Genomic DNA, 19256 nt, shown 5'->3' with positions numbered 1-19256 from the left:
CAGAAATGTGGAGCACTGGGTAACGTGCCTTCTGCAGGGCGCTCGCCGGGGCACCTGTCACGCCTGTGTCGCAGAAGGCCGCACCCACCCCGTGCGTCCGTGGGGCACAGGTGAGCCGCACTGGCACCCGGCGAACCCGGGTAGCCGGACCGACGGAGGAGCACACGTGACCGTGGAGAGCACTGCCGCGCGCAAACCGCGACGCAGCGCCGGAGCCAACAGCACGGCCGGCAAGCGAACGACCGCAAAGAACGCGCCGAACGCCGAGCCGGAACTCGTCCAGCTGCTGACGCCCGAGGGCGAGCGCGTCAAGAACCCCGAGTACGACAAGTACGTCACCGGCGTCACCCCCGAGGACCTGCGCGGCCTGTACCGCGACATGGTGCTCACCCGCCGCTTCGACGCCGAGGCGACCGCCCTGCAACGCCAGGGCGAGCTGGGCCTGTGGGCCTCGCTGCTGGGCCAGGAGGCCGCCCAGATCGGCTCGGGCCGGGCGCTGCGCGACGACGACTACGTCTTCCCGACCTACCGCGAGCACGGCGTCGCCTGGTGCCGCGGGGTCGACCCGACCAACCTGCTGGGCATGTTCCGCGGCGTGAACAACGGCGGCTGGGACCCCAACAGCAACAACTTCCACCTCTACACGATCGTCATCGGCTCCCAGACGCTGCACGCCACCGGCTACGCGATGGGCGTCACCAAGGACGGCGCCGACAGCGCGGTCATCGCCTACTTCGGCGACGGTGCCTCCAGCCAGGGCGATGTCGCCGAGTCGTTCACCTTCTCGGCGGTCTACAACGCGCCGGTGGTGTTCTTCTGCCAGAACAACCAGTGGGCGATCTCCGAGCCGACCGAGAAGCAGACCCGCGTCCCGCTCTACCAGCGCGCCCAGGGCTTCGGCTTCCCGGGCGTGCGGGTCGACGGCAACGACGTGCTGGCCTGTCTCGCGGTCACCCGGTGGGCGCTGGAGCGGGCCCGCAGCGGCGAGGGACCGACGCTCGTGGAGGCGTACACCTACCGCATGGGCGCGCACACCACCTCCGACGACCCGACGAAGTACCGGGCCGACGAGGAGCGCGAGGCGTGGGAGGCCAAGGACCCGATCCTGCGCCTTCGCCGGTACCTGGAGGTCTCAAACCACGCGGACGAGGGATTCTTCGCGGAACTGGAGACCGAGAGCGAGACGTTGGGAAAGCGAGTGCGCGAGGCGGTCCGTGCCATGCCGGACCCGGACCACTTCGCCATCTTCGAGAACGTGTACGCGGACGGGCACGCGCTCGTCGACGAGGAGCGAGCCCAGTTCGCCGCCTATCAGGCGTCGTTCGCGGACGCGGAAGGGGGCAAGTGACATGGCGACCGAATCCGTGACGGCCAAGAACATGGCGCTGGCCAAGGCGATCAACGAATCGCTGCGCCGCGCCCTGGAGACCGACCCCAAGGTCCTGATCATGGGCGAGGACGTCGGCAAGCTCGGCGGTGTCTTCCGGGTGACCGACGGTCTGCAGAAAGACTTCGGCGAGAGCCGCGTCATCGACACCCCGCTCGCCGAGTCCGGCATCGTCGGCACGGCGATCGGCCTCGCGCTGCGCGGCTACCGCCCGGTGGTGGAGATCCAGTTCGACGGCTTCGTCTTCCCGGCCTACGACCAGATCGTCACCCAGCTCGCCAAGATGCACGCCCGCTCGCTGGGCAAGGTCAAGATGCCGGTCGTCGTGCGCATCCCCTACGGCGGCGGCATCGGCGCGGTGGAGCACCACTCCGAGTCCCCGGAGTCGCTCTTCGCGCACGTGTCGGGCCTGAAGGTGGTCTCGCCGTCGAACGCGTCGGACGCGTACTGGATGATGCAGCAGGCCATCCAGAGCGACGACCCGGTGATCTTCTTCGAGCCCAAGCGGCGCTACTGGGACAAGGGCGAGGTCGACCCCGAGGCGATCCCCGGCCCGCTGCACAAGGCGCGGGTCGTGCGCACCGGCACGGACCTCACGCTGGCCGCCTACGGCCCGATGGTGAAGCTCTGCCAGGAGGTCGCCGACGCGGCCGCCGAGGAGGGCAGGTCCCTGGAGATCCTCGACCTGCGCTCCATCTCCCCGCTGGACTTCGACGCCATCCAGACGTCGGTGGAGAAGACCCGCCGCCTGGTCGTGGTCCACGAGGCGCCGGTGTTCTTCGGCTCCGGCGCGGAGATCGCCGCGCGCATCACGGAGCGCTGCTTCTACCACCTGGAGGCACCGGTCCTCAGGGTCGGCGGCTACCACGCCCCGTACCCGCCGGCCCGCCTGGAGGAGGAGTACCTGCCGGGCCTGGACCGGGTGCTCGACGCCGTCGACCGCGCCCTGGCGTACTGAGGAGAGGGTCGTGACGACGATGACGGACACGTCCGTACGCGAGTTCAAGATGCCGGACGTGGGCGAGGGGCTCACCGAGGCGGAGATCCTCAAGTGGTACGTCCAGCCCGGCGACACGGTCACCGACGGGCAGGTGGTCTGCGAGGTCGAGACGGCCAAGGCCGCGGTGGAACTGCCCATCCCGTACGACGGGGTGGTGCGCGAGCTGCGCTTCCCCGAGGGCACGACGGTCGACGTGGGTACGTCGATCATCTCGGTGGACGTGTCGGGAGGCGGGGCCGCTCCCGCGGAGGCTCCGGCTACGTCTCCGGTCGAGGCTCCTCCTGCCGAGACGGAGGAGGCGAAGCCGGCGGCCCGCACGCCGGTGCTGGTGGGCTACGGCGTCTCGACGTCCTCGACGAAGAGGCGCCCGCGCAAGGGCTCGGAGGCCACGGCCGCGGAGACCACGGTCCCGGAGGCCGCTCAGGCGATCCAGTCCGAGCTGAACGGCCACGCGGGGACCACCACGGTCGAGGTGGGCCGCCCGCTGGCCAAACCGCCGGTGCGCAAGCTGGCCAAGGACCTCGGCGTCGACCTGAACACGGTGACCCCCTCGGGCCCGGACGGCGTCATCACGCGCGAGGACGTGCACGCGGCGGTGGCCCCGGCGCCCGCGCCCGTGGCGGCCCCGGTGACCGCGCCCGCTCCCGTGTCGGTGCCGACGTACGACACGGCGCGGGAGACCCGTATTCCGGTCAAGGGCGTCCGCAAGGCGACGGCGGCGGCGATGGTGGGCTCCGCCTTCACCGCGCCGCACGTCACGGAGTTCGTGACGATCGACGTGACGCGGACGATGAAGCTGGTGGAGGAGCTGAAGCGGTCCGATGAGTTCGCGATGGCGGGCCTTCGGGTCAACCCGCTCCTGCTGATCGCCAAGGCCCTGCTGGTCGCCATCAAGCGCAACCCGGACGTCAACGCGTCCTGGGACGAGGCGAACCAGGAGATCGTGCTCAAGCACTACGTCAACCTGGGCATCGCGGCGGCGACCCCGCGCGGCCTGATCGTCCCGAACATCAAGGACGCCCAGGCCAAGACGCTCCCGCAACTGGCGCAGGCCCTGGGCGAGTTGGTGTCGACGGCGAGGGAGGGCAAGACGTCCCCCGCCGCCATGCAGGCCGGCACGGTCACCATTACCAACGTCGGCGTCTTCGGCGTCGACACGGGCACGCCGATCCTCAACCCCGGCGAGTCCGCGATCCTCGCGGTCGGCGCGATCAAGCTCCAGCCGTGGGTCCACAAGGGCAAGGTGAAGCCCCGCCAGGTCACGACCCTCGCCCTGAGCTTCGACCACCGCCTGGTGGACGGGGAGTTGGGCTCCAAGGTGCTTGCGGACGTGGCGGCGATCCTGGAACAGCCGAAGAGGCTGATCACCTGGGCGTGACGTCCACGTCGGCGTGAGCCGACGCCGCCGGACATGGAAGGGGCCCGCCGCGATCGCGGCGGGCCCCTTTCTCAGGTGGTGTGCAAGCGGTGCTGGTGTGTCAGCCGATCTTCGCGAAGCCGTAGTTCAGGAGCTTCGTCGCGTCCGTCGCGCGCTGGGTGGCGTTGGTGGAGGCGAGGACCGTGCCGTAGACCGTCTTGCCGTTGCGGGTGGCCGCGAAGACGAGGCAGTACTTGGCCTCGGCGCCGGAGCCGGTCTTCACGCCGATCGTGCCGCTGTAGCTGCTGAGCAGGGTGTTCGTGTTGGTCCAGGCGGCCATCGTGCGGGTGGAGCCCGTCTTGGTGATGGTCTTCGCCGTGTACTTCTTGGTCTTGACGACCGTGCGCAGCGTGGAGCTCTTCATCGCGTTGCTGGCGAGGACCGTCAGGTCGCGCGGCGTCGAGTAGTTGCCGCCGTTGCCGATGCCGTCGAACGAGTCGAAGTGCGTGTTCGTCAGGCCCAGGTTCTTGGCCGTGGTGTTCATCTTGCCGATGAAGTTGGACACGCGCTTGGCGCGCGTCGAGCCGGTGCCGAACTTGTCCGCGAGCGCGTAGGCCGCGTCACAGCCGGACGGCAGCATCAGCCCGTAGAGGAGCTGGCGGACGGTGACCTTGTCGCCGACGATCAGGTGCGCGGAGGAGGCACCCTTCGACACGATGTAGTCGCTGTAGGCCTTCTGGATCGTGACCTTGGCGTCGAGGTTCAGGTTCGACTGCGCGAGCACGACCTTCGCGGTCATGATCTTGGTGGTGGAGCCGGTGGAACGCTTGGTGTTGGCCGCCTTGCTGTACAGCCCCTTGCCGTTCGCGTTGTTCATCACGTAGCCGCCCTTGGCGACGATCGTGGGCGTGGTCACGGCCTGCGCGGGTGCCGCGGTGAGGGCTCCGGTCGCGAGCATCGCGCCGGACGTGATGGCGACGGCTGCGGCTCGGCGGATACGAACGCCCTTGATGCCGGTTATCAACTGAGATACCCCGATTACGTCGAATGCCCCTGCGGTGCGGCCAAGTTGAGGGGAGAGAAGATCGGGCCGCACGTGTCTGACACGTATGTAGCACGGATGGTTGTGCGACAGCTGGGGCGGGTCTGCTTCCGTGACGCGGTCATTACAGAAGCGGCGGCTACCGGCCAGGCGGGCACCCGGACGGGCGGATACCGGGCGGGTGGCTCGTCCGGATCGTGGACCCGCTCTCCTCATGCGTACGTGTTGTATCTAAGATGTCCCCATGGCTTCCGCACCACCCGCCCCGTCCCCCACCGTCAAGCAGCCACCCGCCGCCGACCGCGTGTACGCCCACGTCAAACAGGGCGTCCTGGAGCGCCGCTACGAAGGCGGCACCCTGCTCACCGAGGGCGAGCTGGCCGACGCCGTCGGGGTCTCGCGGACACCCGTGCGCGAGGCGCTGCTCCGGCTCGAGGTCGAGGGGCTGATCCGGCTCTACCCGAAGAAGGGCGCCCTCGTCCTGCCCGTCTCCTCGCAGGAGATCGCGGACGTGGTGGAGACCCGGATGCTGGTCGAGCAGCACACGGTCCGCAAGGTCGTACCGGCGTCACCGACCCTCATCGCCCGGCTCGAGGAGCTGCTCGCCGAGCAGAAGGAGCAGGCCGCCGCGGGAGACCTGGCCGGCGCCGCCGTCACCGACCGCTGCTTCCACGCCGAGATCGTCCGCAGCGGCGGCAACGAGATCCTCTCCCGCCTCTACGACCAACTCCGCGACCGGCAGCTGCGGATGGGCGTCGCCATCATGCATTCGCACCCCGACCGCATCGCCAAGACGCTCACCGAGCACGAGGCGATCCTCGACGCGCTGCGCACCGGCGACGCCGAGGCGGCCGCCGAGATCGTGCACCAGCACGTCGACTGGTTCTCCCACCTGGCCCGGGGCGAGGTCCGATGAGCGGCGGCAGTTCGCGTTCCGCCCTGTCCCTGCCCGGTGATCCGCCCGGTGGCCGGCGCGCCATCGCCGTCTGGGGCATCGGCGTCTCCGTCTACTTCGTCGCCGTCATCTTCCGTACGTCGCTGGGGGTCGCGGGACTCGACGCGGCCGACCGCTTCCACGTGGGCGCCTCGGCCCTGTCGACCTTCTCGATCCTCCAGCTGCTGGTCTACGCCGGCATGCAGATACCCGTCGGCCTCCTGGTCGACCGGCTCGGCACCAAGAAGGTGCTGGCCATCGGCACCGTCCTGTTCACGGCGGGCCAGCTCGGCTTCGCCTTCTCGCCCTCGTACGGCACCGCCCTCGCCTCCCGCGCCCTGCTCGGCTGCGGCGACGCGATGACCTTCATCAGCGTGCTGCGCCTCGGTACTCGGTGGTTCCCGGCCCGCCGTGGCCCGCTGGTCGCGCAGCTCGCGGGCCTCGCCGGCATGGCGGGCAACCTGGTCTCCACGCTGGTGCTGGCCCGGCTGCTGCACGGCGTCGGCTGGACGGCCGCCTTCGCGGGCAGCGCGGGCGCCGGCGTGATCGTGTTCGTCCTGCTCCTGCTGTTCCTCAAGGACCACCCCGAGGGCCACGAGCCGGAGCCCTTCCCGCACCAGGGCGCCGCCTACGTCCGCCGCCAGATCGCCGCCTCCTGGCGCGAGCCCGGGACCCGGCTCGGCCTGTGGGTGCACTTCACCACCCAGTTCCCGGCGATGGTGTTCCTGCTGCTGTGGGGGATGCCGTTCCTCGTCCAGGCGCAGGGCCTGTCCCGCGCCACGGCCGGTGAACTCCTCACCCTGGTCGTCCTGTCGAACATGGCCTTCGGCCTCGTCTACGGCCAGGTCGTCGCCCGGCACCACGCGGCGCGGCTGCCGCTGGCGCTCGGCACGGTGGCGGCGACGGCGACGGTGTGGGCGGTGACGCTGGCCTACCCGTCCGAGCACGCGCCGATGTGGCTGCTGATCGTGCTGTGTTCGGTCCTCGGCGCGTGCGGGCCCGCCTCGATGCTCGGCTTCGACTTCGCCCGCCCGGCCAACCCGCCCGAACGTCAGGGCACGGCCTCCGGGATCACCAACATGGGCGGTTTCGTCGCCTCGATGACGACCCTGTTCGCGATCGGCGTGCTGCTGGACGCGACGGACGACGACTACAGCATCGCGTTCTCCGTCGTCTTCGTCCTCCAGGCCCTCGGCATCAGCCAGATCCTGCGCCTGCGCAAGCGGGCGGCCCGCCTGGAGCGGGAACGGCTGGTGGCCAGCCGGGTGGAGACGGTGCACGTACCGGCGTGAGCCGGGGACACGTGCACGCCCGACCGACCCGGTACCGCTACTGCGTCACCGTGAAGTTCCGCAGGATCGCCCCCGTCAGCTCCGGATCGCCCTCCGCCTTCACCCGGTCCGCCGCCGCGTCCGGCGACACCCGGCCGCAGGCCAGCCGGACGTACGTCTCCCAGTCGAGGGTGAAAGTGGCGGCGGGGCCGAGCGCGGGGGCCGTCTCCAGGGTGCCGCGGCCCTGGATGTCGACGCGGATGGTGCGCAGGAACTCGATCGGACCGTGCACGTCGAAGACGATCGCCGAACTGCGCGGCGCGTCCGCCTTCTCGGCCACGATCGCGGGCAGCTCGGCGAGCAGCACGTCCCGGGCGACCTGCGCGCCGGGGGAGTCGAGGTTGCCGGGCCGGCCGAGGGCGGTGCGCAGATCCTGTTCGTGCACCCAGACGTTGAACGCGTGGGAGCGCATGGACTCTTCGAGGGTGAGCTCGGTGCCGAGGGGGGCGCGCACCTTGGCACCCGGGTCGCGCGACTCGTTGCGCAGCTGCCGGTTGCGGCGGATGATCACGTACTCCAGCTCGGAGGTCATCTCCGGTGCCGTGTGGTGGCGGCGGACGTCGACCTGCATCTCCATGTAGCGCTGGTGGTCGTTGGTGACGTGGTACAGGTCGCGCGGCAGGGTGTGGATGGGCCGCGGGTCGCCGAGCATCTCGCAGTCCAGCCCGATGACATGGGAGACCACGTCCCGCACCGACCAGGCGGGGACCGGAGTCCGGCGGTTCCACTCGCCCTCCACAAGCGGCTGGACCAGCTCGGATATCGCTTCGATGGAGTGGGTCCAGGCGTCGGCGTAGGGCTGGAGAGTGGGATGCAGACTCACGGAAACGGGACCCCTCGGCGGTCGGTACACGGGCTGGTTGGCGTCGTTGCCAGTGGGAGGTGGCGGCTGCGCTGGGCGGGTGTCTTGGGACGCTAAGTTACGCTGCTGTGAGGCACCCCGGCAGTGCTTTCGTGTGACGATCGTAGGCCCGTGTGGACGGCTCGAATGCCAGGACGGTGGTAGTGTGCGCGCCTCTCTCCTCCAACTCGCCGTAGACCAGGGCGAATCGGTTGAATCACGCCGACAGCGAGTGGCTTCCCTGGTACGCGAGCAGGCCGGGGCCGATCTCGTCGTACTGCCGGAGCTGTGGACCACCGGGGCGTTCGCCTACGAGGAGTTCGGCACCGAGGCCGAACCGCTGAACGGGCCCACCTACGAGGCGATGTCCAAGGCGGCGAGCGATGCGGGCGTGTGGCTGCACGCGGGCTCGATCCCGGAACGTGCCGTGGCCGGGGGCGACTTGGCGTCCGCTGCGGGCACGCTCTACAACACCTCGCTCGTCTTCTCCCCCTCCGGTGAACTGGCCGCGGCCTACCGCAAGATCCACCGCTTCGGCTTCGACAAGGGCGAGGCCGTGCTGATGGGTGCGGGGCGCGACCTGGTGACGGTCCGTCTGCCGGACACGGTCCTGGGTCTCGCGACCTGTTACGACCTCCGTTTCCCCGAACTCTTCCGTGGGCTCGTCGACGCGGGCGCCGAGACCCTGGTGATCCCGGCGGGCTGGCCCGAGCGCCGCCGCTCCCACTGGACGCTGCTGGCTCAGGCGCGGGCGGTGGAGAACCAGTCGTTCGTCCTTGCATGCGGAACGGCCGGGACGCACGCCGGAGTTCCGCAGGCGGGTCACTCGATCGTGGTCGATCCCTGGGGCGAGGTCCTGGCGGAGGCCGGCGCCGGCGAGGAGGTCCTCACCGTCGAGTTCGACCCGGCGAGGGTGGGCGTGACGCGGGAACAGTTCCCGGCGCTGAAGGACCGGTTGCTGGGGTTGGACCCGCCCCGACGCTGACGGCTCCCCGGCGCTGACCGCTCCCCGGCACTGACCGCGCTCCGACGCCGACCGCGCCTCGGAGTCGCGAGCGCCCCGGAGCTGAGGGCGGATCACACCCCGTCCAGCAGCGCGGCGAGCCCGTGCTCCAGGGCCGGACCCACCGCCTCCTCGCCCGGCTCCGTCACCGTGTACGTCCGCAGCAGGAACCGGTGCAGGTCGGCCGTCCTGAACCGCAGCATGGCCACCCCGTCCAGGGTGTGCAGTTCCACGATCGTGTCCGTCGGCCCGCACGGCCAGATGTGCACGCTGCCGAGGCCGGTGGACGCGCCGAGACCCTCCTCCAGCAGCGCGCGGGCGAAGGTCCACGTCACCGCCTCACCGTCCAGCGCTATCCAGGCCGGGAACGCGAAATGCACGGCGAGCGGGTCGTCGGAGCCGTAGCGAAGGGTGACGGGGACGGCCAGCTCCTGATCGCGGGTGATCAGTCGGGCGCCGGTGGGCTGGTCGAGGCTGACGTACACGGATGGTCTCCAAGGCGGGCGGGAGGTCGGCGAGTTGGTGCGTGACGCCGATGGCTGGTGGTGCCGATGTCTTCTCGACCGCCGGGAGGGGTTTCTGATTACGCGGTTTCGCGAGTGGCGACTGTGACCTGCGTCACCTTTCATTTCGGCCGCAACTTTAATTGAAACCTTTGTCATCTAGGGTGACAAACCCACCGGGGCCATCCCCCAGCAGGCAACTGGAGTTCCTGCCATGAACGACGGTTCCACCGCCGAGTACGCCCGCGTGTACGCGGAGCAGCAGCCGCGTCTCGTCGCCTACGCGCGCTCGCTCACCAGGAACTCCTGGACCGCCGACGACATCGTCGCCGAGGCCCACTTCCGGGTCTGGCGGCGGCTGTCCGCCGGGCACGAGATCGACAACGTGCCGGCGTACCTGATGACGACGGTGCGGCGGCTGGCCACCGCGGCCGGCGGCGCCGTACGCGAGACACCACGGGATCCGCAGACCGACGAGCGGGCCGAGGCCGGCGCGCACGGGGACGACCCCGCGGAGCGGGTGTCCTCCGTCGACCTCCTCACGCGCGTGCTGGGCGAACTCCCCGAACGCTGGGTCAAGGCACTGTGGTTGGCCGAGGCGGAGGGGCAGCCGCTCGCCGCGATCGGGCCGCAGCTCGGCACGCGCGAGGGGGCGACGGCGGTACTGCTCCACCGCGCGCGTGAAGGCATGCGGCAGGCGTTCCTGCGCACCCAGACCGGCGCCCCCGACGATCCCGCGTGCCAGGTGCACTGGGCGCGCATGCCCGCGTACGTCCGCGGCAACGCGACGGCCCGTCAGTCCGAACGGCTGCTCGGACACGTGGACGCGTGCGACGACTGCCGTGAGCGGCTCGCCCTGTTGATGCAGACGAACAGCAAGCTGCCCGCACTGGTCGGACCGGCGCTGTTGGTGTTCGCGGTGGGCGGGGCCGGAAAGTGGCTCCTCTCGGGGGTGGCGGGCGCGGCGGGCGCCGCGGGTTCGGCGGGAGCCGCAGTGAGCGGTACGTCGGGCGCCGGTGCCTCGGGCGCCGGTGGAGGTGCCGGGGCGAGCGGAAGCGCGGCTTCCGGTGCCGGTGCGAGCAGTGGCGCGAGTGCGGGTGGCGGCGCCGGTGCCGGGGCTTCGGCGGGCGGTTCCGGCGGGGCGTCCGCGGGGGCGGCCGGTTCGGCCGGCGGGCATGGCGCTGCGGCCGGGGTTGCCGGTGGTCATGGCAGTGCGGCCGGGGTTGCCGGTGGTCATGGCAGTGCGGCCGGAGTTGCCGGCGGGCACGGTGGTGCGGCCGGGCTTGCGGGTGGTGGGCACGGTGGTGGGCTGTTGCACGGGGTGAAGTCCGCCGTGGCCGGGGGTGCGAAGGCGCCGGTGGCGGTGGCCGCCGGTGCCGCCGTGGCCGGTGCCGTGGCGATCTGCATCGCGCTCGGGTCGGTCGACCCCGGCCCGGTCACCGTGGACAAGGGGTCGGTGCGGGAGACGCCCGTTGCTCAGGCGCCGGTCGGGCAGCCGGAGACGGGCGACGTGACGCCCACGCCCGGCACCACGGAGGGAACGCGGACGCCGAGAGCCGGTTCGACGCCGTCCGACGTGCCGGTCCCGGTCTCATACGACGTCGGCGACACCGGGCCGGGAACTGCCACGTCGGTGCCGGTACCGCCTCCGCTCCCGCCCCTGCCTCCGTCTCCGACGCCGATACCCACGCCCACCTCGGCGCCTTCGGGTCCGGGTACGCCGGCGCCCGAGCCGACGTCACCGGAGCCCTCGACTCCCGAACCCTCGGCTCCTGAACCCACGTCACCCGAGCCCACCTATCCCGAGCCCACGTCACCCGAGCCCACGAAGCCCGTCGAGGAACCGACGGAGCCCGCACCGTCCCCGTCCCCCACGGACGACTGCCCCCCTCCGGTGCAGTCCGCTCCCCGGTACCCCGTCTAGTCCTCCGGCTCAGTCCTCCCGTTCCTTCTCCGCCAGGTGGATCACGCACACCGCCACCGCGATCAGCAGCGCCGGATCCGCGTCGTCGCGGACGACGTCGACGCCGTACGTCTCGCGGATGTGCATCCAGCGGCGGGAGATCACGGCCAGCAGTTCGTTGTCGTACTCGACGGCGAACTCGCGGTCGAGGATCTTGCCGCTGACGTCGAGCTCGGTGCCGTCGACGAGGGCCACGCGGTAGTGGTTGCGCAGGAGGGAGAGGCGTTTTCGCTTGATGCGGGCGAGGGGTTCGCCGTCCCGTTCGATCACCATGGTGTCGCGCAGGGCGAGCATCTTCTTGTGGATGTCGATGAGGACGCGCCCTCGCGTGTCCTTCAGCTCGAAGGTGTCCCGCAGCCGCATGGCCTTGCCGTCGACGAGGAACACCTTGTTGCCGTGTTCGTCCTCGATCCAGTAGTCGTCACCGAAGCCGAGGAGCCGGTCGCGCACGAGGAATCTCATACCGTCACGGCTTCCCCGGTCCCGGGTCCGCGACGCCGCCGATAGGCCGACGGACTGACTCCGCCGGGGTGACTGTCAGTGGCGGGTGGCACTCTTGACGCATGAGCGACTCCACTCCCCGACGCGTCCGCGTCCGCGCTCCCGAGCTGGTCGGCAAGGGCGGCTGGCTGAACACGGGCGACCAGCGGTACACCCTCGCCGACCTGCGCGGACGCATCGTCGTCCTGGATTTCTGGACGTTCTGCTGTGTGAACTGTCTGCATGTCCTGGACGAGCTGCGGGAGCTGGAGAAGAAGCACGCCGACACGGTCGTGGTGATCGGGGTGCACTCCCCGAAGTTCGTCCACGAGGCGGAGCACGCGGCGGTGGCCGACGCCGTCGAGCGGTACGGAGTGGCGCACCCGGTCCTCGACGACCCGGAGCTGGCGACCTGGAAGCAGTACGCCGTGCGCGCGTGGCCGACGCTGGTCGTGATCGACCCCGAGGGGTACGTCGTCGCGCAGCACGCGGGCGAGGGCCATGTGCACGCCATCGAGCGGCTGGTGACGGAGCTGGAGGCCGAGCACGGGGCGAAGGGCACGCTGCGGCGCGGCGACGGCCCGTACGTGGCGCCGGAGCCGGAGCCGACGGTGCTGCGCTTCCCGGGGAAGGCGATCGTCCTGCCCGGCGGGACCTTCCTGGTCAGCGACACCACCCGGCATCAGCTGGTCGAACTCGCCGCGGACGGGGAGAGCGTCGTACGGCGCATCGGCACGGGCACGCGCGGGTTCGCGGACGGCGGCCCGGACAGCGCCGCCTTCAGCGAGCCGCAGGGGCTCGCGCTGCTCGACGACGGTTCCGTGGTCGTCGCCGACACCGTGAACCACGCGCTGCGCCGCCTCGACCTCGCGACCGGCGAGGTCACCACCCTGGCCGGCACCGGTCGGCAGTGGTGGCAGGGGGCGCCCACCTCCGGGCCGGCCCGCGAGGTCGACCTGTCCTCACCGTGGGACGTCGCCCGGTGGGACGGCAAGGTGTGGATCGCCATGGCCGGGGTGCACCAGCTGTGGGTCTACGACCCGGAGGAGCGGACCGTCGCCGTCGCCGCGGGCACGACCAACGAGGGGCTCGTCGACGGGCCCGCCGCCGAGGCCTGGTTCGCGCAGCCGTCCGGGCTCGCCGCGACGCCCGAGCGGCTGTGGGTCGCCGACTCCGAGACGTCCGCCCTGCGCTGGGTCGATCTGGACGGCAGCGTGCACACGGCGGTGGGCACGGGCCTGTTCGACTTCGGTCATCGCGACGGGGCGGCCGAACAGGCGCTGCTCCAGCACCCGTTGGGCGTCACCGCGCTGCCCGACGGCTCGGTCGCGATCAGCGACACGTACAACCACGCGCTGCGCCGCTTCGACCCCGCGACCGGCGAGGTCACCACCCTGGCCACGGATCTGCGGGAGCCGAGCGACGCCGTGCTCGTCGGCGACGACATCGTGGTCGTCGAGTCGGCCCGCCACCGGCTGACCCGGCTGCGGCTGCCGGAGGAAGCGGTCCGGGTGGCCGCGGTCGCCCATCGGACGCAGCGCGCGGCGACCGAAGTGGCCGCGGGGAAGGTCCGGTTGGACGTGATCTTCCAGGCGCCCGCCGGTCAGAAGCTCGACACCCGGTACGGCCCCTCGACCCGGCTCCTGGTCTCCGCCACCCCGCCGGAGCTGCTGCTCGCGGGAGAGGGCGCGGACACGGATCTCGTACGGGATCTGGAGCTCGACCCGGCGATCGAGGAAGGCGTGTTGCACGTCTCGGCGATGGCCGCCTCGTGCGACGACGACCCAGCCGTCGAGTACCCGGCCTGCCATGTGCACCAGCAGGACTGGGGCGTTCCGGTCCGCCTCACCGAGGGCGGGGCGGACCGGCTGCCGCTGGTCCTGGCGGGCATGGACGAGCGCGAGGCGTGAGCGCTCCGAAAGGCCTTTCGGGCCTCGAAATTCTTCACGCTATTCACACAACTGAACACGTTGGCTTCGCGCGCAGTTGTTCGCGATTGACCGTTACACGCCGTATCCGCCGCCGTAGCCGTCGCGGCGGCGGTTCGGGTCCTCGTCGATCACCGAAGTGGTCGGCGGTACCACCACACGCCTGCGCCGGGCGATGCTGCTGAACGTGCTGACGCCGATGAGTCCGACGGCCATGAGGATGACGCCGACCAGGTCGAGGTTGACCCCCTTCATGTGCCAGTCGGTCGCGAAGGTGAGGATGGCTCCCGAAGCGATCAGGATGATGCATCCACCGAGGCCCATGAGTGTCGCCTCCTGTCCGGCCCGGTCCTTCCGGTCCGGACCTCCGGGTACCCCGGCGTACAACACCCATGCGCCACTGCGCCGTTGACAACCCGTCGGCTGCCCCCGTGACTACCCGTCCAGGAACGCCACCAGCGCGTTGGCCAGCAGATGCGGGTCGTCCGCGCCGCACAGTTCGCGGGCGCTGTGCATCGAGAGGATCGCGGCACCGATGTCCACGGTCTTGATGCCGTGCCGGGCCGCGGTGATCGGGCCGATCGTCGTGCCGCAGGGCATGGAGTTGTTGGACACGAACGACTGGAAGGGCACGCCCGCCTTCTCGCAGGCGGCGGCGAACACCGCGCGGCCCGAACCGTCCGTGGCGTAGCGGTTGTTGACGTTGACCTTGAGGATCGGCCCGCCGTTGACCCGCGGGTGGTGCGTCGGGTCGTGCCGCTCGGCGTAGTTGGGGTGCACCGCGTGACCGGTGTCGGAGGAGAGACAGACGGTGCCGGCGAAGGCTCTCGCCCGGTCCTCGTAGGAGCCGCCGCGGGCGAACACCGAACGCTCCAGCACACTGCCGAGCAGCGGCCCGTCCGCGCCCGTGTCCGACTGCGAGCCGTTCTCCTCGTGGTCGAAGGCGGCGAGTACGGGGATGGAGGGCAGGTTGCCGACGGAGACCGCGGCGAGCGCGGCCACGCCGGCGTGCACCGAGAGCAGGTTGTCCATGCGCGGACCCGCGACCAGGTCCTTGTCCCGGCCCAGGTAGGCCGGCGGTTCCACGGAGTGCACCATCAGGTCCCAGCCGGTGACCTCGCCCGCCGCGAGCCCGGCCGTCTCCTCCACGAAGGCGATCAGGTCGCCGTCGCGCACGTCGTTGCCGAGGCCCCACACCGGCTGAAGATGCCGCTGCTTGTCGAGCTTGAGCCCTTCCGCCGCCACCGAACGGTCCAGGTGGATGGCGAGTTGGGGCACCCGCAGCAGTGGCCGGTCCACGTTGACCAGGCGGGTCGAGCCGTCCCGCAGGGTCACCCGGCCGGCCAGGCCCAGGTCACGGTCGAGCCAGGAGTTCAGCAGCGGCCCGCCGTAGATCTCCACGGCGACCTGGCGCCAGCCGTGCGCCCCGGTGTCGGGCAGCGGCTTGACCCGCAGGTTCGGGGAGTCGGTGTGCGCGCCGACGATACGGAACGGCGTGTGGGGCGCCGCGCCCTCGGGGACGTACCAGGCCACGATCGCGCCGCCGCGCAGCACGTACTTCCCGCCGGTCGTCCCGTCCCAGGCATCCGTCTCCACGACCTGCCTGAACCCTGCCTTCTCCAGCCGCTCGGCGGAGCCGGCCACCGCGTGGTACGGCGACGGGCTGGCCGTCAGGAAGGACATGAGGTCGTCGGTGTGGCCGCGGTCGAAGCGGGGGGGTTCGCTCATGGGGTTCACCTTAACGACGTACGAAGGCCCACTCCGCGTGCTGGGGAGCGGGCCCTCGGGAGGCGATGTGGAGTTCTGGCTACCCAGATCCCGGGCCGCTGGAACCACGACCGGGACCGGGTGACCGGTCTCTCATCAGAACGCGGCTTCGTCGAGCTCCATCACGTCCAGGTCGACGTTCTCGGCGAGCTTGCGGGCGCCGGTGACGCCCGGCAGGACGTTGGCCGCGAAGAACTTCGCCGCCGCGATCTTGCCGGTGTAGAAGGCCACATCCTTGGCGGGGGCGGTCTCCAGCTTCTCGGCGGCGACGGCGGCGCCCTTGAGGAGCAGGTAGCCGACGATCACGTCGCCGGAGGCGAGCAGCAGGCGGGTGCTGTTCAGGCCGACCTTGTAGATGTTCTTGACGTCCTGCTCGGTGGCCGCGAGGTCGGTCAGCATCAGGCCGACGATCGCCTCCAGCTCGACGGCCGCCTTGGCGAGGTGCTCGCGGGCGCCGGCCAGCTGCTCGCCGCCGGTGCCGAGCGCGAGGAACTTCTTGATGTCCTCGGCCAGGGAGTTGAGCGCCGAGCCCTGGTTGCGGACGATCTTCCGGAAGAAGAAGTCCTGGCCCTGGATCGCCGTCGTGCCCTCGTACAGGGTGTCGATCTTGGCGTCCCGGATGTACTGCTCGATCGGGTACTCCTGGAGGAACCCGGAGCCGCCGAAGGTCTGCAGCGACTGCGCGAGCTGCTCGTAGCCCTTCTCGGAGCCGTAGCCCTTCACGATTGGCAGGAGCAGGTCGTTGAGCGCGTGCTCGGTCTTCGCGTCCTCGCCGTTCGTCTCCTTGACCTGGATCGCGTCCTGGATCGAGGCGGTGTACAGGACGAGGGCGCGCATGCCCTCGGCGTACGCCTTCTGCGTGATCAGCGAGCGGCGGACGTCGGGGTGGTGGGTGATGGTGACCTTGGGCGCGGTCTTGTCGCCGAAGGCGGCGAGGTCGGTGCCCTGGACGCGCTCCTTGGCGTACTCCAGCGCGTTCAGGTAGCCCGTCGACAGCGTGGAGATCGCCTTCGTGCCGACCATCATCCGCGCGAACTCGATGATCCGGAACATCTGGCGGATGCCGTCGTGCCGGTCGCCGATCAGCCAGCCCTTGGCGGGCTGCCGGTCGCCGAAGGTCATCTCGCAGGTGTTGGAGGCCTTCAGGCCCATCTTGTGCTCGACGTTGGTGGCGTAGACGCCGTTGCGCTCGCCCAGCTCGCCGGTCTCGAAGTCGAAGAGGTACTTCGGTACGAGGAAGAGGGACAGGCCCTTGGTGCCGGGCCCGGCACCCTCGGGGCGCGCCAGCACGTAGTGGAGGATGTTCTCCTCCATGTCGTGCTCACCGGAGGTGATGAAGCGCTTGACGCCCTCGATGTGCCAGGAGCCGTCCTCCTGCTGGACCGCCTTCGTGCGGCCGGCGCCGACGTCCGAGCCCGCGTCGGGCTCGGTGAGCACCATGGTGGAGCCCCAGGTCTTCTCCACGGCGATCTTGGCGAGCTTCTTCTGCTCCTCGGTGCCCTCCTCGAAGAGGATGCGGGCGAACGCCGGGCCGGAGGAGTACATCCACACGGCCGGGTTCGCGCCGAGCACCAGCTCCGCGTAGGCCCAGATCAGGGAGGGCGGAGCGGTGGTGCCGCCGATCTCCTCGGGCAGGCCGAGCCGCCAGTACTCCGCGTCCATGAAGGCTTTGTAGCTCTTCTTGAAGGACGCCGGGACCGGCGCGGTGTTCGTCTCCGGGTCGAAGACCGGGGGGTTGCGGTCGGCGTCCGCGAAGGACTCCGCCAGCTCGTTCTCGGCGAGGCGGGTGAGCTCGTCGAGGATGCTCTTCGCGGTCTCGGCGTCCATCTCCTCGAAGGGCCCGGTGCCGTACAGCTTGTCGCGGCCGAGTACTTCGAAGAGGTTGAACTCGATGTCGCGGAGATTCGACTTGTAGTGCCCCATGGTGACGGCTCCCGGCTCCGTAGAGAGATCGGCGAGGCACTGGATCCTCGCGCTGGTTCAGATGGATAAACGTGTACCAATAAGTAGCTACGATGATGCTACCCGTCGGTAATAAGAAGCAACCCCGATTGGGTCATCTGTGACTCAGTACTCTTTGGGGCATGTACGGCTACGACCAGGGTGTGGGCGCTCAGCAACAGCAGTACGCCCAAGGACAGCAGCAGATGCCGGGCGGGTACGGCCAGCAGCCGCCGCTGTACCCCGAGCCGTCCCCACCGTCCCTCGCGGACGCGGTGCGGGCGTTCACCACCGGCCAGTTGGCGGCCGAGGACTTCCAGCAGGTCTTCGCCACATCGAAGGTGTACTGCCCGCGGGGCGACAACCCCGGGTTCCTCGCGCTGCACAACACGCAGCAGCCGGTGATCCCGATGTTCACCTCGCTCAAGGAGCTGCGGCGGTACGCGGGCAAGGAGTCCAAGTACTTCGTGATCACCGGCGCCGAGGTGATCGACCTCCTGCCCACCGGCTACGGCTTCGTCCTCGACATGGAGGGCGAGCACAGGATGGTCTTCGACGCGAAGGCGGTCGAACAGATGGTCGACTTCGCGATGCGTCGCATGTACGGCTGATCCGCATCCCCAGACCTGGAAGCCCGGAGGGAATGTCCTCCGGGCTTTCTCCGTTAGGGGTGGCAGAAAGTTCAATGCTCAACTAAACTGGCCGCACAAGGAGGTACCGACATGCCTGCAGTGACCGTCGAGAACCCGTTGACGCTCCCGCGCGTGACCACGCCGGTCGATGCCGTGGCACGCCCCGTGCTCGGCGTCACGACCGCCCCGAGCGGATTCGAGGGCGAGGGCTTCCCGGTGCGCCGCGCGTTCGCCGGGATCCACTACCGCCACCTCGACCCGTTCATCATGATGGACCAGATGGGTGAGGTGGAGTACGCGCCGGGCGAGCCCAAGGGCACTCCCTGGCACCCCCACCGCGGTTTCGAGACCGTCACCTACATCATCGACGGCGTCTTCGACCACCAGGACTCCAACGGTGGCGGCGGCACCATCACCAACGGTGACACCCAGTGGATGACGGCGGGCGCGGGCCTGCTGCACATCGAGGCGCCGCCGGAGTCCCTGGTCGTGTCCGGCGGTCTCTTCCACGGGCTCCAGCTGTGGGTGAACCTCCCGGCCAAGGACAAGATGATGGCCCCGCGCTACCAGGACATCCGCGGCGGCAACGTGCAGCTGCTCACCACCCCCGACGGCGGCGCGCTCCTGCGGGTCATCGCCGGTGAGCTGGACGGTCACGCGGGCCCCGGCATCACGCACACGCCGATCACGATGATCCACGCGACGCTGGCGCCGGGCGCCGAGCTGACCCTGCCGTGGCGCGAGGACTTCAACGGTCTCGCGTACGTGCTGGCCGGCAAGGGCGCGGTGGGCGCCGAGCGCAGGCCGATCCACCTGGGCCAGACCGCCGTCTTCGGGGCGGGCTCCTCGCTGACCGTCCGCGCGGACGAGCAGCAGGACTCGAACACCCCGGACATGGAGGTCGTCCTCCTCGGCGGCCAGCCGATCCGTGAGCCGATGGCCCACTACGGCCCGTTCGTCATGAACAACCAGGCCGAACTCCAGCAGGCCTTCGAGGACTTCCAGAAGGGCCGCCTGGGCACCATCCCGGCGGTGCACGGCATGAACGAGAGCGGCCCCCAGGGCTGACGGGTTCCACGAAAAGGGCCCCGCCCGGCTACGACAGCCGGACGGGGCCCTTCCGTCGGTACGGGCGCCGCCGAATGCC

Annotated in this window: 17 protein-coding genes; 10 read left to right on the top strand and 7 right to left on the bottom strand. The window is 70.3% G+C overall.

Going from position 1 to position 19256, the window contains the following annotated elements; genetic code table 11:
- Nucleotides 1-166: 166 nt before the first annotated feature.
- Genes pdhA through ACWD5F_RS18625 form a run of 3 tightly spaced genes read left to right on the top strand, consistent with a single transcriptional unit; the run spans nucleotide 167 to nucleotide 3765 of the window.
- On the top strand, nucleotides 167-1348 hold the full coding sequence (gene pdhA, locus ACWD5F_RS18635) for a pyruvate dehydrogenase (acetyl-transferring) E1 component subunit alpha (RefSeq protein ID WP_451255576.1): 1182 nt from the start codon (nucleotides 167-169) through the stop codon (nucleotides 1346-1348).
- A gap of 1 nt (nucleotide 1349) precedes the next feature.
- A complete protein-coding gene (locus tag ACWD5F_RS18630; RefSeq protein ID WP_451255574.1) occupies nucleotides 1350-2345 on the top strand; it encodes an alpha-ketoacid dehydrogenase subunit beta in 996 nt (331 codons plus the stop codon).
- Nucleotides 2346-2355: 10 nt separating this feature from the next.
- A complete protein-coding gene (locus ACWD5F_RS18625; protein ID WP_451255572.1) occupies nucleotides 2356-3765 on the top strand; it encodes a dihydrolipoamide acetyltransferase family protein in 1410 nt (469 codons plus the stop codon).
- A 100-nt stretch (nucleotides 3766-3865) separates the two neighbouring features.
- Here ACWD5F_RS18625 and ACWD5F_RS18620 read toward each other — a convergent pair whose 3' ends face one another.
- Nucleotides 3866-4768: a D-alanyl-D-alanine carboxypeptidase family protein gene (locus ACWD5F_RS18620; RefSeq protein ID WP_451255570.1), complete on the bottom strand. Its 903-nt coding sequence runs from the start codon at nucleotides 4766-4768 to the stop codon at nucleotides 3866-3868.
- A gap of 262 nt (nucleotides 4769-5030) precedes the next feature.
- Between ACWD5F_RS18620 and ACWD5F_RS18615 the strand changes: the two genes are divergently transcribed.
- Both ACWD5F_RS18615 and ACWD5F_RS18610 read left to right on the top strand, forming a co-directional pair.
- Nucleotides 5031-5702 (top strand): GntR family transcriptional regulator, encoded by a 672-nt coding sequence (locus ACWD5F_RS18615; RefSeq protein ID WP_451255568.1) that lies wholly within the window; start codon nucleotides 5031-5033, stop codon nucleotides 5700-5702.
- Nucleotides 5699-7012 carry an MFS transporter gene (locus ACWD5F_RS18610; protein WP_401720419.1) on the top strand — a complete coding sequence of 438 codons (1314 nt, stop codon included), beginning with the start codon at nucleotides 5699-5701 and terminating at the stop codon, nucleotides 7010-7012. Before ACWD5F_RS18615 ends, ACWD5F_RS18610 begins: the two co-directional genes overlap by 4 nt.
- 37 nt (nucleotides 7013-7049) lie before the next feature.
- On the opposite strand, the gene ACWD5F_RS18605 is transcribed toward ACWD5F_RS18610, so the two are convergent.
- A complete protein-coding gene (locus tag ACWD5F_RS18605) occupies nucleotides 7050-7874 on the bottom strand; it encodes a maleylpyruvate isomerase family mycothiol-dependent enzyme (protein ID WP_451255565.1) in 825 nt (274 codons plus the stop codon).
- A 184-nt stretch (nucleotides 7875-8058) separates the two neighbouring features.
- Between ACWD5F_RS18605 and ACWD5F_RS18600 the strand changes: the two genes are divergently transcribed.
- A complete protein-coding gene (locus ACWD5F_RS18600) occupies nucleotides 8059-8877 on the top strand; it encodes a carbon-nitrogen family hydrolase (protein WP_451255563.1) in 819 nt (272 codons plus the stop codon).
- Nucleotides 8878-8969: 92 nt separating this feature from the next.
- On the opposite strand, the gene ACWD5F_RS18595 is transcribed toward ACWD5F_RS18600, so the two are convergent.
- Entirely contained in the window at nucleotides 8970-9380 is a 411-nt protein-coding gene (locus tag ACWD5F_RS18595; RefSeq protein ID WP_451255561.1) for an SsgA family sporulation/cell division regulator, read from the bottom strand.
- Between the two features lie 232 nt (nucleotides 9381-9612).
- Between ACWD5F_RS18595 and ACWD5F_RS18590 the strand changes: the two genes are divergently transcribed.
- A complete protein-coding gene (locus ACWD5F_RS18590) occupies nucleotides 9613-11322 on the top strand; it encodes a sigma-70 family RNA polymerase sigma factor (protein ID WP_451255559.1) in 1710 nt (569 codons plus the stop codon).
- 9 nt (nucleotides 11323-11331) lie between these two features.
- Here the strand turns inward: ACWD5F_RS18590 and ACWD5F_RS18585 are convergent, their stop codons facing one another.
- Complete coding sequence (locus tag ACWD5F_RS18585; protein ID WP_123998894.1) at nucleotides 11332-11823, bottom strand: LURP-one-related/scramblase family protein; 492 nt, start codon at nucleotides 11821-11823, stop codon at nucleotides 11332-11334.
- Nucleotides 11824-11924: 101 nt separating this feature from the next.
- Between ACWD5F_RS18585 and ACWD5F_RS18580 the strand changes: the two genes are divergently transcribed.
- The gene (locus tag ACWD5F_RS18580; RefSeq protein WP_451255557.1) at nucleotides 11925-13751 is read left to right on the top strand and encodes an NHL domain-containing thioredoxin family protein; all 1827 of its coding nucleotides are present in this window, start codon (nucleotides 11925-11927) and stop codon (nucleotides 13749-13751) included.
- A gap of 93 nt (nucleotides 13752-13844) precedes the next feature.
- Here the strand turns inward: ACWD5F_RS18580 and ACWD5F_RS18575 are convergent, their stop codons facing one another.
- The 3 genes from ACWD5F_RS18575 to ACWD5F_RS18565 form a co-directional block, all read right to left on the bottom strand.
- Nucleotides 13845-14093, bottom strand: a complete 249-nt coding sequence (locus tag ACWD5F_RS18575; RefSeq protein WP_280875979.1) for a DUF6458 family protein — start codon at nucleotides 14091-14093, stop codon at nucleotides 13845-13847.
- Nucleotides 14094-14204: 111 nt separating this feature from the next.
- Entirely contained in the window at nucleotides 14205-15497 is a 1293-nt protein-coding gene (locus ACWD5F_RS18570) for a M18 family aminopeptidase (RefSeq protein WP_401720434.1), read from the bottom strand.
- A 135-nt stretch (nucleotides 15498-15632) separates the two neighbouring features.
- Nucleotides 15633-17459: an acyl-CoA dehydrogenase gene (locus ACWD5F_RS18565; protein ID WP_451255555.1), complete on the bottom strand. Its 1827-nt coding sequence runs from the start codon at nucleotides 17457-17459 to the stop codon at nucleotides 15633-15635.
- Nucleotides 17460-17620: 161 nt separating this feature from the next.
- Here ACWD5F_RS18565 and ACWD5F_RS18560 point away from each other — a divergent pair, with 161 nt between their 5' ends.
- On the top strand, nucleotides 17621-18088 hold the full coding sequence (locus ACWD5F_RS18560) for an SseB family protein (protein WP_123998889.1): 468 nt from the start codon (nucleotides 17621-17623) through the stop codon (nucleotides 18086-18088).
- Between the two features lie 111 nt (nucleotides 18089-18199).
- Nucleotides 18200-19177 carry a pirin family protein gene (locus tag ACWD5F_RS18555; protein ID WP_401720439.1) on the top strand — a complete coding sequence of 326 codons (978 nt, stop codon included), beginning with the start codon at nucleotides 18200-18202 and terminating at the stop codon, nucleotides 19175-19177.
- Nucleotides 19178-19256 lie beyond the last annotated feature (79 nt).

This window comes from Streptomyces sp. NPDC002499, assembly GCF_053595415.1.
Note: the sequence above shows the minus strand (reverse complement) of the source record. Positions and strands in the feature narration are given on the sequence as shown.

Bases quoted from the DNA above. Each gene is read 5' to 3' on its own strand.
- ACWD5F_RS18615 (WP_451255568.1), top strand. From the start codon at position 5,031: ATGGCTTCCGCACCACCCGCCCCGTCCCCCACCGTCAAGCAGCCACCC.
- ACWD5F_RS18585 (WP_123998894.1), bottom strand. From the start codon at position 11,823: ATGAGATTCCTCGTGCGCGACCGGCTCCTCGGCTTCGGTGACGACTAC.
- ACWD5F_RS18555 (WP_401720439.1), top strand. From the start codon at position 18,200: ATGCCTGCAGTGACCGTCGAGAACCCGTTGACGCTCCCGCGCGTGACC.
- ACWD5F_RS18580 (WP_451255557.1), top strand. From the start codon at position 11,925: ATGAGCGACTCCACTCCCCGACGCGTCCGCGTCCGCGCTCCCGAGCTG.
- ACWD5F_RS18560 (WP_123998889.1), top strand. From the start codon at position 17,621: ATGTACGGCTACGACCAGGGTGTGGGCGCTCAGCAACAGCAGTACGCC.
- ACWD5F_RS18630 (WP_451255574.1), top strand. From the start codon at position 1,350: ATGGCGACCGAATCCGTGACGGCCAAGAACATGGCGCTGGCCAAGGCG.
- ACWD5F_RS18610 (WP_401720419.1), top strand. From the start codon at position 5,699: ATGAGCGGCGGCAGTTCGCGTTCCGCCCTGTCCCTGCCCGGTGATCCG.
- ACWD5F_RS18575 (WP_280875979.1), bottom strand. From the start codon at position 14,093: ATGGGCCTCGGTGGATGCATCATCCTGATCGCTTCGGGAGCCATCCTC.
- ACWD5F_RS18590 (WP_451255559.1), top strand. From the start codon at position 9,613: ATGAACGACGGTTCCACCGCCGAGTACGCCCGCGTGTACGCGGAGCAG.
- ACWD5F_RS18570 (WP_401720434.1), bottom strand. From the start codon at position 15,497: ATGAGCGAACCCCCCCGCTTCGACCGCGGCCACACCGACGACCTCATG.
- ACWD5F_RS18565 (WP_451255555.1), bottom strand. From the start codon at position 17,459: ATGGGGCACTACAAGTCGAATCTCCGCGACATCGAGTTCAACCTCTTC.